The sequence below is a fragment of the Amnibacterium endophyticum genome, from assembly GCF_042680685.1.
Taxonomy (GTDB): domain Bacteria; phylum Actinomycetota; class Actinomycetes; order Actinomycetales; family Microbacteriaceae; genus Amnibacterium; species Amnibacterium endophyticum.
On sequence record NZ_JBHUEA010000015.1, the window covers coordinates 11,633 to 25,247 of the forward strand.

General features: G+C 72.6%; 15 protein-coding genes. 10 read left to right on the top strand and 5 right to left on the bottom strand.

Annotated elements, in window-relative coordinates; all coding sequences use genetic code 11:
• Positions 1–105: 105 nt before the first annotated feature.
• Positions 106–1,968: an ABC transporter ATP-binding protein gene (locus tag ACFSBI_RS10410; RefSeq protein ID WP_377934669.1), complete on the bottom strand. Its 1,863-nt coding sequence runs from the start codon at positions 1,966–1,968 to the stop codon at positions 106–108.
• Between the two features lie 119 nt (positions 1,969–2,087).
• Between ACFSBI_RS10410 and ACFSBI_RS10415 the strand changes: the two genes are divergently transcribed.
• Together ACFSBI_RS10415 and ACFSBI_RS10420 are read left to right on the top strand one after the other, a co-directional pair.
• Positions 2,088–2,543 carry a hypothetical protein gene (locus ACFSBI_RS10415; protein WP_377934671.1) on the top strand — a complete coding sequence of 152 codons (456 nt, stop codon included), beginning with the start codon at positions 2,088–2,090 and terminating at the stop codon, positions 2,541–2,543.
• Between the two features lie 43 nt (positions 2,544–2,586).
• Complete coding sequence (locus ACFSBI_RS10420) at positions 2,587–2,910, top strand: hypothetical protein (RefSeq protein WP_377934673.1); 324 nt, start codon at positions 2,587–2,589, stop codon at positions 2,908–2,910.
• A 46-nt stretch (positions 2,911–2,956) separates the two neighbouring features.
• On the opposite strand, the gene ACFSBI_RS10425 is transcribed toward ACFSBI_RS10420, so the two are convergent.
• Positions 2,957–4,588 carry a glycoside hydrolase family 13 protein gene (locus ACFSBI_RS10425; RefSeq protein ID WP_377934674.1) on the bottom strand — a complete coding sequence of 544 codons (1,632 nt, stop codon included), beginning with the start codon at positions 4,586–4,588 and terminating at the stop codon, positions 2,957–2,959.
• Between the two features lie 58 nt (positions 4,589–4,646).
• Here ACFSBI_RS10425 and ACFSBI_RS10430 point away from each other — a divergent pair, with 58 nt between their 5' ends.
• From ACFSBI_RS10430 to ACFSBI_RS10450, 5 genes are all read left to right on the top strand, one after another.
• On the top strand, positions 4,647–5,309 hold the full coding sequence (locus tag ACFSBI_RS10430; RefSeq protein WP_377934676.1) for a hypothetical protein: 663 nt from the start codon (positions 4,647–4,649) through the stop codon (positions 5,307–5,309).
• A gap of 137 nt (positions 5,310–5,446) precedes the next feature.
• A complete protein-coding gene (locus ACFSBI_RS10435; protein WP_377934678.1) occupies positions 5,447–6,733 on the top strand; it encodes an ABC transporter substrate-binding protein in 1,287 nt (428 codons plus the stop codon).
• Between the two features lie 78 nt (positions 6,734–6,811).
• The gene (locus tag ACFSBI_RS10440; protein WP_377934680.1) at positions 6,812–7,849 is read left to right on the top strand and encodes a carbohydrate ABC transporter permease; all 1,038 of its coding nucleotides are present in this window, start codon (positions 6,812–6,814) and stop codon (positions 7,847–7,849) included.
• The gene (locus ACFSBI_RS10445; RefSeq protein ID WP_377934682.1) at positions 7,846–8,763 is read left to right on the top strand and encodes a carbohydrate ABC transporter permease; all 918 of its coding nucleotides are present in this window, start codon (positions 7,846–7,848) and stop codon (positions 8,761–8,763) included. The genes ACFSBI_RS10440 and ACFSBI_RS10445 overlap by 4 nt, the downstream gene beginning before the upstream one ends.
• Positions 8,763–9,005 (top strand): hypothetical protein, encoded by a 243-nt coding sequence (locus ACFSBI_RS10450; RefSeq protein WP_377934683.1) that lies wholly within the window; start codon positions 8,763–8,765, stop codon positions 9,003–9,005. The genes ACFSBI_RS10445 and ACFSBI_RS10450 overlap by 1 nt, the downstream gene beginning before the upstream one ends.
• Positions 9,006–9,018: 13 nt before the next feature.
• Here the strand turns inward: ACFSBI_RS10450 and ACFSBI_RS10455 are convergent, their stop codons facing one another.
• Positions 9,019–9,288 (bottom strand): hypothetical protein, encoded by a 270-nt coding sequence (locus ACFSBI_RS10455; protein WP_377934685.1) that lies wholly within the window; start codon positions 9,286–9,288, stop codon positions 9,019–9,021.
• Between the two features lie 79 nt (positions 9,289–9,367).
• Here ACFSBI_RS10455 and ACFSBI_RS10460 point away from each other — a divergent pair, with 79 nt between their 5' ends.
• On the top strand, positions 9,368–10,375 hold the full coding sequence (locus ACFSBI_RS10460) for a LacI family DNA-binding transcriptional regulator (protein WP_377934686.1): 1,008 nt from the start codon (positions 9,368–9,370) through the stop codon (positions 10,373–10,375).
• Positions 10,376–10,437: 62 nt separating this feature from the next.
• On the opposite strand, the gene rplL is transcribed toward ACFSBI_RS10460, so the two are convergent.
• The gene (rplL, locus tag ACFSBI_RS10465) at positions 10,438–10,827 is read right to left on the bottom strand and encodes a 50S ribosomal protein L7/L12 (protein WP_377934688.1); all 390 of its coding nucleotides are present in this window, start codon (positions 10,825–10,827) and stop codon (positions 10,438–10,440) included.
• Positions 10,828–10,871: 44 nt separating this feature from the next.
• A complete protein-coding gene (rplJ, locus tag ACFSBI_RS10470; protein WP_377934690.1) occupies positions 10,872–11,390 on the bottom strand; it encodes a 50S ribosomal protein L10 in 519 nt (172 codons plus the stop codon).
• A 257-nt stretch (positions 11,391–11,647) separates the two neighbouring features.
• On the opposite strand from rplJ, the gene ACFSBI_RS10475 reads away from it, so the two are divergent.
• Both ACFSBI_RS10475 and ACFSBI_RS10480 read left to right on the top strand, forming a co-directional pair.
• Complete coding sequence (locus ACFSBI_RS10475) at positions 11,648–12,190, top strand: NUDIX domain-containing protein (RefSeq protein ID WP_377934692.1); 543 nt, start codon at positions 11,648–11,650, stop codon at positions 12,188–12,190.
• 59 nt (positions 12,191–12,249) lie between these two features.
• Positions 12,250–13,596, top strand: coding sequence for a TrkH family potassium uptake protein (locus ACFSBI_RS10480; RefSeq protein ID WP_377934694.1), 1,347 nt, complete (start codon positions 12,250–12,252; stop codon positions 13,594–13,596).
• Positions 13,597–13,615 lie beyond the last annotated feature (19 nt).

The window sequence follows — 13,615 nt, forward strand, 5'->3', positions numbered from 1 at the left end:
TGGGTCGCGAGTCTTCGCGGTTTCTCGGTCGAACCGATGACGACGGCTCGGAGATCCGATCGCCTTCCGAAGAGGCTCGGCGCGATGCCCCGGTGTCGCCCGGCGTCAGGCGGGTTGCGCGTCCGCCCGCTCGGAGGACTGCTCGGCCGCGAGCCGGGCGTACAGGCCTCCGAGCCGCAGCAGCTCACCGTGGGTGCCCCGCTCGACGACCCGGCCGGCCTCGAGCACGAGGATCTCGTCGGCGTCGACGATGGTCGAGAGCCGGTGGGCGATCGCGATCGTCGTCCGGCCGGACGACGCGGCCTCGAGCGCCTGCTGGACCACGCGCTCGGACACCGAGTCGAGTGCGCTCGTCGCCTCGTCCAGCAGCACCACGGGCGGGTTCTTCAGCAGCACGCGCGCGATCGCCACCCGCTGCTTCTCGCCGCCGGACAGCCGGTAGCCGCGCTCCCCCACCACGGTGTCGTAGCCCTCGGGGAAGCGGGCGATCGTGTCGTGGATGTTCGCCCCGCGCGCGGCCTCCTCGAGCTCCGCGTCCGTCGCGTCCGGCTTGGCGTAGCGCAGGTTCTCGCGGATCGTCGCGTGGAACAGGTACGTCTCCTGGCTGACGATGCCGATGGACGCGCGCAGCGAGTCCTGCGACAGGTCCCGCACGTCGACCCCGGCGAAGCGCACCGTGCCGCTCGTGGCGTCGTAGAGCCGCGGCACCAGGTAGCCGACGGTCGTCTTGCCGGCGCCGGAGGGCCCGACCAGGGCCACGGTGCGCCCCGGCTCCGCCACGAAGGACACCTCGCGGAGGATCGGCTCCGCCGGCTCCCCCTCCGCGGCCGGGTACGCGAAGCCGACCCGGTCGAGCTCGACCCGGCCGAGCGCCGGCCCGCTCGGCACCGGCACGGCGGCGGGCGAGTCCGAGATCGCGGGGGTCAGGTCCAGGTACTCGAAGATGCGGGCGAAGAGCGCCGACGAGGTCTGGAGGTCGAGGGCGACCCGCAGCAGGCCCATCAGCGGCCAGGTCAGCCGCGCCTGCACCGTGGTGAAGGCGACGATCGTGCCGGCGGTGATCCCCTGGTCGCCGCCCACGAGCAGCACGCCGGCCGCGAGGTACACGAGCGCGGGGACGATCAGCAGGAAGACCTGCACGGTCGCGAAGAAGCCCTGCCCGGTCATCTCCTGCCGCACCTGCAGCCGCAGCTGCCGCTCGCTCTCCTCGGTGTACCGCGCCGTCTCCTGCCGCTGCCGGGTGAACGCCTTCGCGAGCAGGATCCCGCTCACGCTCAGGGCCTCCTGCGTGATCGCGGAGAGCTCCGACAGCGACTCCTGCGTCTTCGTCGCGATGCGCGCGCGGCGCTGACCGACGCGACGCTGCACGAGGGCGAGCAGCGGCAGGAGCACCACGGCGATCAGGGTGAGCGGCGGGCTGAGCAGCAGCATCGCCACGAACGCCGCGATCACGGTGACGGTGTTGCCGACCACGGAAGAGACCGTGTTCGACAGCACGTTCGCGACGCCGCCGACGTCGTTCTGCAGCCGCGACTGGATCACGCCGGTGCGGGTGCGCGTGAAGAAGCCGAGCTCCATCTGCTGCAGCCGGGTGAACAGCCGCTCGCGCAGCGACGCGGTGACCCCGTTGCCGACCGTCGCGGTCAGCCAGGTCTGCCACACGCCGAGCACCTGCGAGACGACCCAGACGAGCACCATCGCGCCGACGATCTCGGCGAGCCGCGGCAGGTCCGGCCCGCCCGCCGGGAAGAGCCCCTGGTCGAACGCCTGCTCGGTGAGCAGCGGGGGCAGCACGGTGAGCCCCGCGGTCACGAGCACGAGGGCGATCGTCAGCACCAGCTTCGCCCGGTAGGGCTGGAACAGCTCGCGGAGACGCCGGCCGAAGTCGGGGATGCGCGGTGCCCGCGCGTTCTCCTCCCGCGCGGCGGAGGCGTCGCGCGCGGGGGACCGCACCATCCGCATGCTCATCGCCCCAGAGGCTAGAGCGGGTCGCCGACCCCGGTGCGCGTGTTCGCCGACGGCACCCGTTCGGACGCCTCCCGGCCCGGTCGGAGGCGGCACCCAGGCCCGCTCCGTAGCGTCCCGACATGAGCGATCAGCACGACCACGCCACGGACCCGACCGCGACGCCTCGCGACGGCTCCCCCGACTACGCCCCGCCGAGCGACCTGCCGCTGCCCGGCGACCACGAAGCGCACGGGGGTGGCGCGCACCGCGCCGACGGCCCCGCGGTCGCGGCCGGCCGCACGGACGACGGCGACTCCGTGACCTCCACCTACAGCGACGCCCCCGAGGTCGCCCAGCGCTCCGCCGCCGACGACGGCCGCGACGAGGGCGCCACGCGGTCCGACGCGGCGCAGGCACCGGGCGCGACGGCGCCGGACGGGTCGCCGTTCGAGAAGGGCGACCCCCGCGACCTCAACGACCCCGGGCACGTCTTCGACCAGACCAACGGCATGGTCGACGCGCTGGACGGCGACAGCGACGGGCTCGCCGGCAGCGACGAGCACAGCGCGGCGGAGAAGACGACGACGGAGAGCTGACGCAGCCCGGCGCGTTCGCAGCCGGCCTCACTACGGTGCGGCCATGAGCGACACCGCGCGCGACGTCGAGGGCGACGCCGCCGACCAGAACGAGCACCTGACGGTCGAGGACTCCGGGACGACGACCGATCCCGGAGACCTCGCCGGCACCGACGAGGAGCCGGCCTCCGGCTCGAACGGGATCGAGGATCCCGGTCACGTCTTCGACCAGACCAACGGCATGGCCGACGGACTGGACGGGGACAGCGACGGCACCGCCGAGAGCGACGAGCTGAGCGCGGCGGAGCGGGACCGCGAGGACCCGACCGTCGAGGACGACGAGGTCCGCGCGGACGACGACGGGGTGCACGACCTGCGCGACCGGTGAGCCGTTCCGGGGGCGGGCCGATGGACCCGCCCCCGGAACGCCCGGCTCAGCGCGGGTCCCGGATCCAGGCGGTGGCGTCGGCGGGCAGCAGCCGGTCGTCGCCGAGAGGCGCCGAGCAGAGCAGGACCTCGCCGGGCGGCAGCGGCGTCGCCTCGCCGAACGCGGTGACGGAGCGCCAGCCGCCCTCACGCTCGATCTCGAGCACCGACGGCCGGACGTCCGGCAGGGTCGCCGACTCGCCGTCGCCCAGCGAGGCGCGCAGCCGCAGCGCGCTCCGGTAGAGCTCGAGCGTCGAGTCGGGGTCGCCCTCCTGCACCTCGACCGCGAGATCCGCGAACCACGCCGGCTGCGGGAGGAACGCCCCGCCGTCGCCGAACCCGAACGAGCCGCCCTCCGCCGTCCACGGCAGGGGCACGCGCGCGCCGTCGCGTCCCTTGTCCGTGTGCCCGTGCCGCTCCCAGATCGGGTCCTGCAGCACCTCGAACGGCAGGTCCGCGACCTCCGGCAGCCCCAGCTCCTCCCCCTGGTACAGGTAGGCGGCGCCCGGCAGGGCGAGCATCAGCAGGGCCGCAGCGCGTGCGCGGCGCAGCCCGAGCGCGCGGTCCTCCGCCGGCTGCGCGCCGTGCGTCATCAGCCAAGCGGGCAGGTCGACGTCCGTCGGCAGCCCGAAGCGGCTGGCGTGCCGCACGATGTCGTGGTTCGACAGCACCCACGTCGACGACGCGCCCACCGATCGCGCGCGGTCGAGGCACTCGGCGATCGTGCGCCGGAAGGCGTCGCGCTCCCAGGGCACGAGCACCAGGTCGAACTGGAAGGCCTGCCCGAGCTCGTCCGGCCGGGCGTAGAGCGGCAGGCGGGACGGCGAGGCCCACGCCTCGGCGACCGCGGAGCGCGGCGGGTCGTACTCGTTCAGCACGGTCCGCCACCCGCGGAAGATCTCGTGCACCTCGTCGCGGTCGAAGAGCGGGTCGGTGCCGTCGTCGACGAGCACGTCGCGCGAGATCCGCGGGTAGCTGCGGAGCGGCTCGGCGAGGTCCTTCGCGAGCCCGTGGGCGACGTCCACGCGGAAGCCGTCGACGCCGCGGTCCGACCAGAAGCGCAGGATCCGGTGGAACTCCTCCCGCACCTCCGGGTTGCTCCAGTCGAAGTCGGGCTGCTCGGGCGCGAACAGGTGCAGGTACCACTGCCCATCCGGCACCCGGGTCCAGGCCGACCCGCCGAAGTGGCTGACCCAGTCGGACGGCGGCTCGGACCCGCCCTCGCCGGTGCCGTCCCGGAAGACGTACCGCGCGCGCTCGGGCGAGCCGGGAGCGGCGGCGAGCGCCTGCTGGAACCACGCGTGCCCGGAGCCCGAGTGGTTCGGGACGATGTCGACCACGATGCGGATGCGGGCGGCGTGCAGGGCCGCGACGACCTCGTCGAACTGCTGGAGCGTGCCGATCCGCGGGTCGACGTCGGTGTAGTCGTCGACGTCGTAGCCGCCGTCGGCGAGCGCCGACGGGTAGAACGGGCTCAGCCACACGGCGTCGACGCCGAGCCGCTCGAGGTACGGCACCCGCGACAGCAGCCCCTCGAGGTCGCCGATGCCGTCGGCGTTCCCGTCGGCGAAGCTGCGGGGGTACACCTGGTAGACGACCGCCGTCCGCCACCAGTCCGGGTCGTCGAGGTCTCGTCGCACGACCAGGAACCCTAGGGCGGGCTCGCGGCCGGCGGGCGAGCGGACGATGATGCGGCGTGTGACGGAGCGGTCGCACGAGGAGGGCGCGGCCCCGGGCGCCGGCGAGCTGGCGCGGCGGCGGCGCGACCTCTACCGGCGCGACGCGACGCCTGGCGCGGCGGCCGCGTACCGGAGGGACCTGTCGGACCTGCAGCGGTCCGTCGAGCCCGACGGGACGGCGGCGGATCCGACGCCCGCCGTCCTGCCGGCGTCCGCCCCGCCGAGCGCCGCCGCCCGACCCGGTCGGCGGCTGCTCCTGGCGGCGGTCGTCGTGGCCGCGGTCGTGGGCACGGCACTGGGGCTCGCCCTGCCGCGGCCCGGCGCACCGGCCTCGACGGCGGCGGCCCTCGCCGTCTTCGGCACCGCCCAGCGGGAGGACGACCGGCCGCCTCGCGCGCTGCTGCCGCCGGCGCTGCTGCCGGACACCACCCGGCTGCTCGGCACCTCGACGACGAGCGGGCTGCGGGTGTACGCGGCCCGGGACCGCGCCGACCGGGTGTGCCTGCTGGCGATCGAGCGGGAGCTCGACACCCTGAGCGCCTGCACCGAGCCCCGCGGCTTCGCCGCCGGGGGCCTGGCGCTCAGGCTGCAGGTCGACGTGGACCCCGTGGACGACTCCCCGGTCGTCCGGCCGCGGTGGATCGAGCCGACGTGGTCGCCCGACGGCGCCTTCGCCTTCTGAGCACGAGCGGGGTCACCGAACGGTCACGGCTGCCTGCAAACGGTTGCAACCCGTCCGGGGTTCGTCCTACTGTCGCTCGCACAGGGCGCACCTTGCATCGTGCCCTGTGCACACAGCACGACTCGATGAGGAGTTCGATGAGGAAGTCGATCCGCGTCACGGCAGCGACCCTGACGCTCGCACTCGGTGGACTGGGGCTGGTGGCCTGCTCCAGCTCGTCCCCCGCCCCCGGCAGCCCTGGCGCTGCCGACGCCACCATCCCGGCGGACCAGTACGGCCCGATCACCGTGGTGCAGGGCAAGGACAACAACGGAGTGCTGCCCAAGTACGCCGCGCTCTGGAACAAGGACCACCCGGACCAGAAGGTCACCTTCAAGGAGCAGTCGGACCAGGCCGACCAGCAGCTGCAGGACCTGCTGCAGAACTTCCAGCAGAAGCTGCCGGACTACGACGTCGTCTCGACCGACGTGGTCTGGACCCAGCAGCTCGCGTCCCAGGGCTACCTGCAGCCGCTCACCGGCCCGTACAAGCTCGACGAGTCGGGCGTGCTGCCGTCGGTGCTCGCCACCTCGATGTACCGGGACGTCCAGTACGCGGCCCCGTCCTCGACGGACGCGCAGATCCTCTACTACCGCAAGGACTGGCTGGGCGACAAGCCGGTGCCGACGACCTACGACGAGATGTTCTCGCTCTGCGACATCGCGAAGTCGAAGGGCGCTGGCTGCTACGCCGGGCAGTTCGCGAAGTACGAGGGCCTCACCGTCAACTTCTCCGAGGCGGTGAACTCCGCGGGCGGCTCGGTCGTGAACGACAAGGGCCAGCCGACGCTGGACACGCCCGAGGCCAAGAAGGGTCTCGAGACCCTGGTGAACGGCTTCAAGGACGGCGACATCCCGAGGCAGGCGATCTCCTACCAGGAGGAGCCGGGCCGTCAGGCCTTCGAGTCCGGGAAGCTGATGTTCTACACGAACTGGCCGTACCAGTACTCGCTCACCACGACGGGCGACCAGTCCTTCGCGAAGGACGACCCGAGCGCGCTCGGCATCGCCCCGTTCCCCGGCAAGTCGAGCCTCGGCGGCCACAACTGGGCGATCAGCATGTTCTCGAAGCACAAGGGCACGGCGCTCGAGTTCCTGAAGTGGTACCAGACGGCCGAGATCCAGAAGATGGGCGTCGAGGAGGCCTCGTCGGCCCCCGTGCTCGCGAGCGTCTACGACGACGCCGAGCTGGCGAAGCAGTTCCCGTACCTGCCGACCCTGAAGAAGTCCCTCGACAACGCGGTGCCGCGGCCCGCGTCGCCGTTCTACCAGGCGGTCTCGACGGCGATCCAGAACAACGCCTACGCGGCGCTGCAGGGCAACAAGTCGGTCGACCAGGCGCTCAGCGACATGTCGACGGCCATCAAGCAGGCCAGCGGCAGCTGACCCGTCCCACCACCGAGGGGGTCCGGCTCACGGGCCGGGCCCCCTCGCTCTGCTCGGTCGACATTCAAGGGAGCATGGATGACTACAGCAACTCCGCCCGCACCGCCGCGTCCGAAGGACGTGAGCGAGGCCGGGCGCGCGAGCCTCGAGGCCAACCGCCGCCGCATCACCCGCACGTCCTACGCGCTGCTCGCGCCGACGATCGTGGTCATGGCCGTGATCGTCGGCTACCCGATCGTGCTGTCGGTGGTGAACTCGTTCCAGTCGGACGCCCGTCTGGACCCCGCCACCGGCTTCTTCGTGTCCGGCGGCTTCGCCGGGCTCGAGAACTACGCGCACTGGCTCCTGCAGCAGTGCACGACGGCCGCGGGCACCGGCGCCTGCGCCCAGGGCAACCTCGGCGCCAGCTTCTGGACCGCGACGTTCAACACGTTCTTCTTCACGGTGGTCACCGTGGCGCTCGAGACCGTCATCGGGCTCTGGATGGCCATCATCATGAACCGCAACTTCCGGTTCCGCGGCCTGCTGCGCGCCGCGGTCCTCGTGCCGTGGGCGATCCCCACGGCCGTGACCGCGAAGCTGTTCCTCTTCATCTTCGCCTTCGCGGGGATCGTGAACTCGCTGCTGAACCTGCAGATCGTGTGGACGGCCGACCTGTGGGCGTCCCGGTTCGCGATCATCATGGCGGACACCTGGAAGACGACGCCGTTCATGGCCCTGCTGATCCTCGCGGGCCTGCAGCTGATCCCGGAGGACACGTACGAGGCGGCCCGCATGGACGGGGCGACGACGGTGCAGCAGTTCTTCCGCATCACGCTGCCCCTGCTGCGCCCCGCGCTGATCGTGGCGATCCTGTTCCGCACGCTCGACGCGCTCCGGATGTACGACCTGCCGGCGATCCTCACCGGGGGCGGCGGCGGTCGCGGCGACGCGACCACGACGCTGTCGATCCTCGTCGTCCGCGAGATCCAGAACACCGCGGTCAACTCCGCAGCGGCGCTCTCGACGATCACATTCCTGATCGTGTTCGGCGTCGCGTTCCTCTTCATCCGCGTGCTCGGCGCCAACCTCACGGGCGGCGAGCGGAAGTCCAAGAAGGTCGCAGGCGTCCGATGACCACCGTCGCAGGTCCCACCACCGCAGCCGCCGAGCGACCGGTCTTCGACGACCGCGCCGCCTCCCGGGTCCGCGCACGCCGCTGGCGCGCCGCGGGCAGCTCCGTCCGCACCGGCGTCCAGGCGGCGCTGATCGTCATCTGGTGCCTGCTGCCCGCCTACTGGATGGTCGTGACGGGGTTCCGCCGCTCGGACACCGTCTACGAGACGACGCTGCTGCCGACGACGCCGACCTTCGACAACTTCATCCAGGCCTTCAACCCGGCACGCAACCAGCTCGGCCGCGCGCTGCTGAACAGCTTCGGCATCGGCGTGCTCGTGACCGTGATCGCGCTGGTCGTCGGCGTCTCGGCCGCCTACGCGATCGCGCGGCTCGCCTTCCCGGGCAAGGGGCTCGTGATGGGGGCGGTGCTCGGGGCCTCGATGTTCCCCGGCGTCGCGCTGCTGACCCCGCTGTTCGGCCTCTTCACGCAGCTGAACTGGCAGGGCAGCTACCAGGCGCTGATCATCCCCTACATCGCCGGCGCGCTGCCCCTGACGGTGTGGACGCTGAACTCGTTCTTCCGCGAGATGCCGTGGGAGCTCGAGGAGGCGGCGCGCATCGACGGCTGCACGGCCGCGCAGGCCTTCCGGATCGTCATCCTGCCGCTCGCGGCGCCCGCGGTCTTCACGACCGCGATCCTCGCCTTCATCGGCAGCTGGAACGAGTACCTGCTGGCGAGCGTGCTCTCGAACGCGCAGACGCAGACCGTCACGGTCGCGATCGGCAACTTCGTCGGCAGCCAGCCGCGCGAGATCCCCTACGCCACCACGATGGCCGCCGGCGCGGTCGTCACCGTGCCGCTGATCATCCTCGTGCTGATCTTCCAGCGCCGGATCGTGGCGGGCCTCACCGCGGGCGGGGTGAAGGGCTGATGGACGGCAGGAGGCGGCGTGCGTGGCAGGAGGGCTTCGACTACGCCATCGGGTTCTTCGGCTTCTTCGCCGTCGCCTTCTGCGTCCTCTGCCTGGTGTTCCAGGTGATCGGCCGGGACGCGCTGTGGTGGGCGTGGGCGACCGTGCTGTGCGCGGTCCTCGCCGGCGGGATCTGGCTGATCCGGCGCGGCGTGCTGCGGTCGCTGGAGCGGGCGGAGGCGGAGCGCGCCGAGGGCGTCTGACCCCCGCTCGCCGTCAGGGACGACGCGAGCGGATCCAGTCGGTCACGGACGAGCGGAACGTCAGCACGCTCGCGACGGCGAGCACCACGGCGACGAGCAGCGCCTGCACGTTCAGCGGAGCGATCGAGAGCACGGTGAGCACGATGAGCCAGATGCGCGCGGTGCCGCTGCCGCGCCGCAGCCGCCACGCGGTCAGGCCGAGCGCCGCCGCGAAGAGCACGCCGATCACGAGCCCCGCGGTCGCGAACGCGGTCAGCTGCTCGGTGAGCTGCTCGGCCGTCACACCCTGCCGCGCGGTCTAGCATTCCTCTGCTCCCCGGGGCGCGGCGATCCCGCCGGCCCACCCCGAGCACGAGGCGGCCATGTCCAGCATCCATGACGTCGCGCGCTACTCCGGTGTCTCCACCGCGACGGTGAGCCGGGCCCTGCGCGGCCTGCCGAACGTCTCGCCGCGCACCCGCCAGGTGGTCCAGGCGGCCGCCGCCGAGCTCGGCTATGTCGCCTCGCCGTCCGCGTCCGCCCTGTCGAGCGGCCGGCACCGGGCGGTCGCCCTCGTGGTGCCGTCGATGGGCCGCTGGTTCTACACGGAGGTCGTCGAGGGCGCGGACGGCGTGCTCCGCACCGAGGGCTACGACGCGTTCCTCATCAACCTCGCGCTCGGCGCCGAAGGGCGGGGGCGGCTCTTCTCGCACTCGCTGCTGCGCAAGCGCGCGGACGCGGTGATCGCGCTCGGCATCGACTTCACGCCGGACGAACGCCGCGAGCTCCGCTCGCTCGCGGTCCCGCTCACCGTCGTGGGCGGCGCCGTCCCCGGCGTGCGGACGGTCGGGGTCGACGACCTGCAGGCGACCGAGGCGGCCATGGAGCACCTGGTCGGACTCGGCCACCGGCGCATCGCGCACATCGGCGGGGAGAACGAGCACGGCATGGACTACACGGTCGCGCAGGCGAGGCGGCGCGAGTGGCGCACGGTGCTCGCGCGCATCGGCGTGACGCCCCCGCCGGCGTGGTTCGGGTCCGGCGGCTTCCTGCTGCCGCAGGCGAAGCGGGCGGCGCTCGAGGTGCTCCGCGGGCCCGACCGGCCGTCGGCCGTCTTCGCGGGCTCCGACGAGATGGCCTTCGGCGTGCTGCTCGCGGCCCGCGACCTCGGGCTTCGCGTGCCCGAGGACCTGTCGGTCATCGGCATCGACGACCACTCGTGGAGCGAGTCGTTCGGCCTGACCACGGTGCGCCAGGACCCGCAGGCGCAGGGCGGGGCGGCGGCGCGGATCGTGCTCGACGAGCTGGCGGGCCTCCCGGTGCACGGCCTCGTGCACCACGCGGCGAGCGAGCTCGTGATCCGCGGCACCACCGCCCCGCCCGCGGCCTGAGACGGCCGAAGGGCGCCGCTCCCGTCGAGGAGCGGCGCCCTTCGGGCTTCGGACCTTCGGTCCTACTTCAGGTTCACCGTGGCACCGGCGGCCTCGAGCTGGGCCTTGGCCTTCTCGGCGGTCTCCTTGTTCGCGCCCTCGAGGACGGGCTTCGGGGCGCCGTCGACCAGCGCCTTCGCCTCGCCGAGGCCGAGGGAGGTCAGCGCGCGGACCTCCTTGATGACCTGGATCTTCTTGTCGCCGACCGACTCGAGGATCACGTCGAAGGAGTCCTTCTCCTCCTCCTCGGCCGGAGCGGCCGCGCCGCCGGCCGGGGCGCCGCCGGCGACCGCGACGGGCGCGGCGGCGGTGACGTCGAAGGTCTCCTCGAACTTCTTCACGAACTCGGACAGCTCGATGAGCGTGAGCTCCTTGAACGCGTCGAGCAGCTCGTCGGTGCTGAGCTTCGCCATGACTGGCTCCTTACTGCTGGGGTTGATGGGTTCCGGACCGCGGCTCAGGCCGCGGCCTGCTCCTGCTTGTCGCGCAGCGCGTCGACCGTGCGGACGGCCTTCGACAGCGGCGCGGCCACCACGACCGCACCTCGGGTGAGCGTCGCCTTCATGGCGCCGGCGGCCTTGGCCAGCAGCACCTCGCGGCTCTCGAGGTCGGCGAGGCGGGTGACCTCGTCGGCGGAGAGCGGCGCTCCGTCGAAGTAGCCGCTCTTCACGACGAGGAGGGGGTTCGTCCTGCTGAAGTCGCGCAGCGCCTTCGCGACGGCGACGGTGTCGCCGTGCACGAACGCGATCGCCGACGGGCCCGCGAGCTCGTCGTCGAAGGACGAGATCCCCGCGTTGTTCGCGGCGATCTTCGTCAGCGTGTTCTTCACCACGGAGAACGTCGCGTGGTCACGGATCTGCGTGCGCAGCTGCTTCAGCTGCGCGACCGTGAGCCCGCGGTACTCGGTCAGCAGAGCGGCGTTCGAGCTGCGGAAACCCTCCGTCAGCTCGGCGACCGTCGCTTCCTTCGTCGCCATCACGTCTCCTTCCGTCTTCTCGTCGGCCTGAAGACCCGTCCGGGCAAGGGAAAAGCCCCGGGCGCGGATGGCCACGGGGCGAGAACCGCACTGCTGCGGTGTTCACTTCGGGTCACCTGCGCTGGTCGCCGGGCTGGTGCCCGGGCCTTCGATCCCTGCGAGCAGGGACGACCGGCGGTCTTCGGCTCCGGCCAGGATAGCAGACGCTCGATCGCGCCTCGTCCGCCGGCGGGACCGACGCGCGAGAGGATCGGCGCATGGCCTGGCCCGTCACCGCCGCCCGCACCGTCTACGAGAACCGCTGGATCCGCGTCGACGAGGAGGACGTGGTCATGCCGGACGGCTCCCCCGGCCTCTACGGCGTGGTCACCATGCGCCACGACGCCGTGTTCGTCGTGGCGCTCGACGAGCAGGACCGCGTGCTCCTCGTGGAGGTCGACCGGCACACGGTCGGCCGGTCCCTCGAGGTCCCCGCGGGCGGCTCGGACGGCGAGGACCCGCTCCTCGCCGCGCAGCGGGAGCTGCGGGAGGAGACCGGCCGCGCCGCGGGCCGCTGGCAGCGGCTCGGGGGCATGACGGCGCTGAACGGGATCTGCCGCGCGCCGGAGCACGTCTTCCTCGCCCGGGACCTCCGCCTCGTCGACGACCGCGACGAGGCGCGGGTCGTGGAGGGCATCCGCGCCGTGACCGCGGTGCCGCTCGACGAGGTGCCCGCGCTCGTCTCGGACGGCTCGGTCACCGACTCCGAGACGCTCGCGGCGCTCCTGATGGCGCTCGTCGCGCTGCGCCGGATCGGCTGACCGCTCCCCGTCCCGCGCGTCGCTACGCTTCCCGACCGACAGCAGCGAGGGGACGACACGTGGCCAGCCGCACCGCGCTCCGCCGCCGATTCGGCCCGGCGACGACCGTGCTGGTCGCCTACGCGGCCGTGGTGACCGGCGGTACCGCGCTGCTCGTGCTGCCGATCGCGAAGGCGGGACCCGGTCGCTCGGACGTGCTCGACGCGCTCTTCACCGCGATCTCCGCCGTCAGCGTCACCGGTCTCACGACCGTCGACACCCCGCGGCAGTGGAACGGGTTCGGCCAGACCGTGATCCTCGTGCTGGTGCAGGCGGGCGGCCTCGGCATCATGACGCTCGCCTCCCTCATCGGCCTCGCGGTCGCCCGGCGGCTGACGCTCGGCTCGAAGCTGTCGACGTCCGTGGAGGCGCAGGGCGTCGGCATCGCCGACATCCGGCGGTTCGTCACCGGAGCGATCCGGATCTCGCTCGGGATCGAGGCGGTCGGCGCGCTCCTGCTCGGCACCTGGTTCTGGCTGACGGGCGACTTCTCCCCCGGCGACGCGGCCTGGTTCGGGGTCTTCCACTCCGTGATGGCGTTCAACAACGCCGGCTTCGTGATCCTGCCGCGCGGCCTCGTGCCCTTCGTCGGGGACCCGGTCGTCTCCGGCGTGATCGCCGCGCTCGTGCTGATCGGCAGCCTCGGCTTCCCCGTGCTCGACGAGCTGCGCCGGCACTGGCGGACGCCGAGGCGCTGGACGGTGAACACGCGGCTGGTGCTCTGGGGGTCGGTGGTGCTGACGGCCGTCGGCACCGTCTTCATCGTCGTCGTCGAGTGGGGGCGTGCCGGCACCCTCGGACCGCTGGACTGGCCGACGAAGCTGCTCGCCGGCTTCTTCCAGGCGGTGCAGACGCGCAGCGGCGGCTTCAACACGGTCGACGTCGGGGCGCTCGACGGCGCGACCCTGCTCGTGATGGACGTCCTGATGTTCATCGGCGGCGGGCCGGCCGGCACCGCGGGCGGCATCAAGCTCACGACCTTCGGCGTGCTGTTCTTCGTGCTCGTCGCCGAGATGCGGGCCCGGTCCAGCGTGAACGTCTTCGGCAAGCGCCTGCCCGCGGGCGTCGACCGCACCGCCATCACGATCTCGCTGGTGTCCGTCGCCGTCGTCGTCGGCTCGACGGTGGCGCTCACCGTCATCACCGACCAGCCGGTCGGACGGATGGCGTTCGAGGCGATCTCCGCCTTCGCGACGGTCGGCCTGTCGACGGGGGTCACGCCGGACCTGCCGCCGGCGGCGCAGGCCCTGCTGCTGGTCCTGATGTTCGCGGGCCGGCTCGGCCCGATCCTGCTCGCGTCCGCGCTCGCGGTGCGCAGCAGGCCGCTGACCTACGAGTTCCCGACGGAACGCCCGATCATCGGGTGACGGACGGCAGGAGGACGAC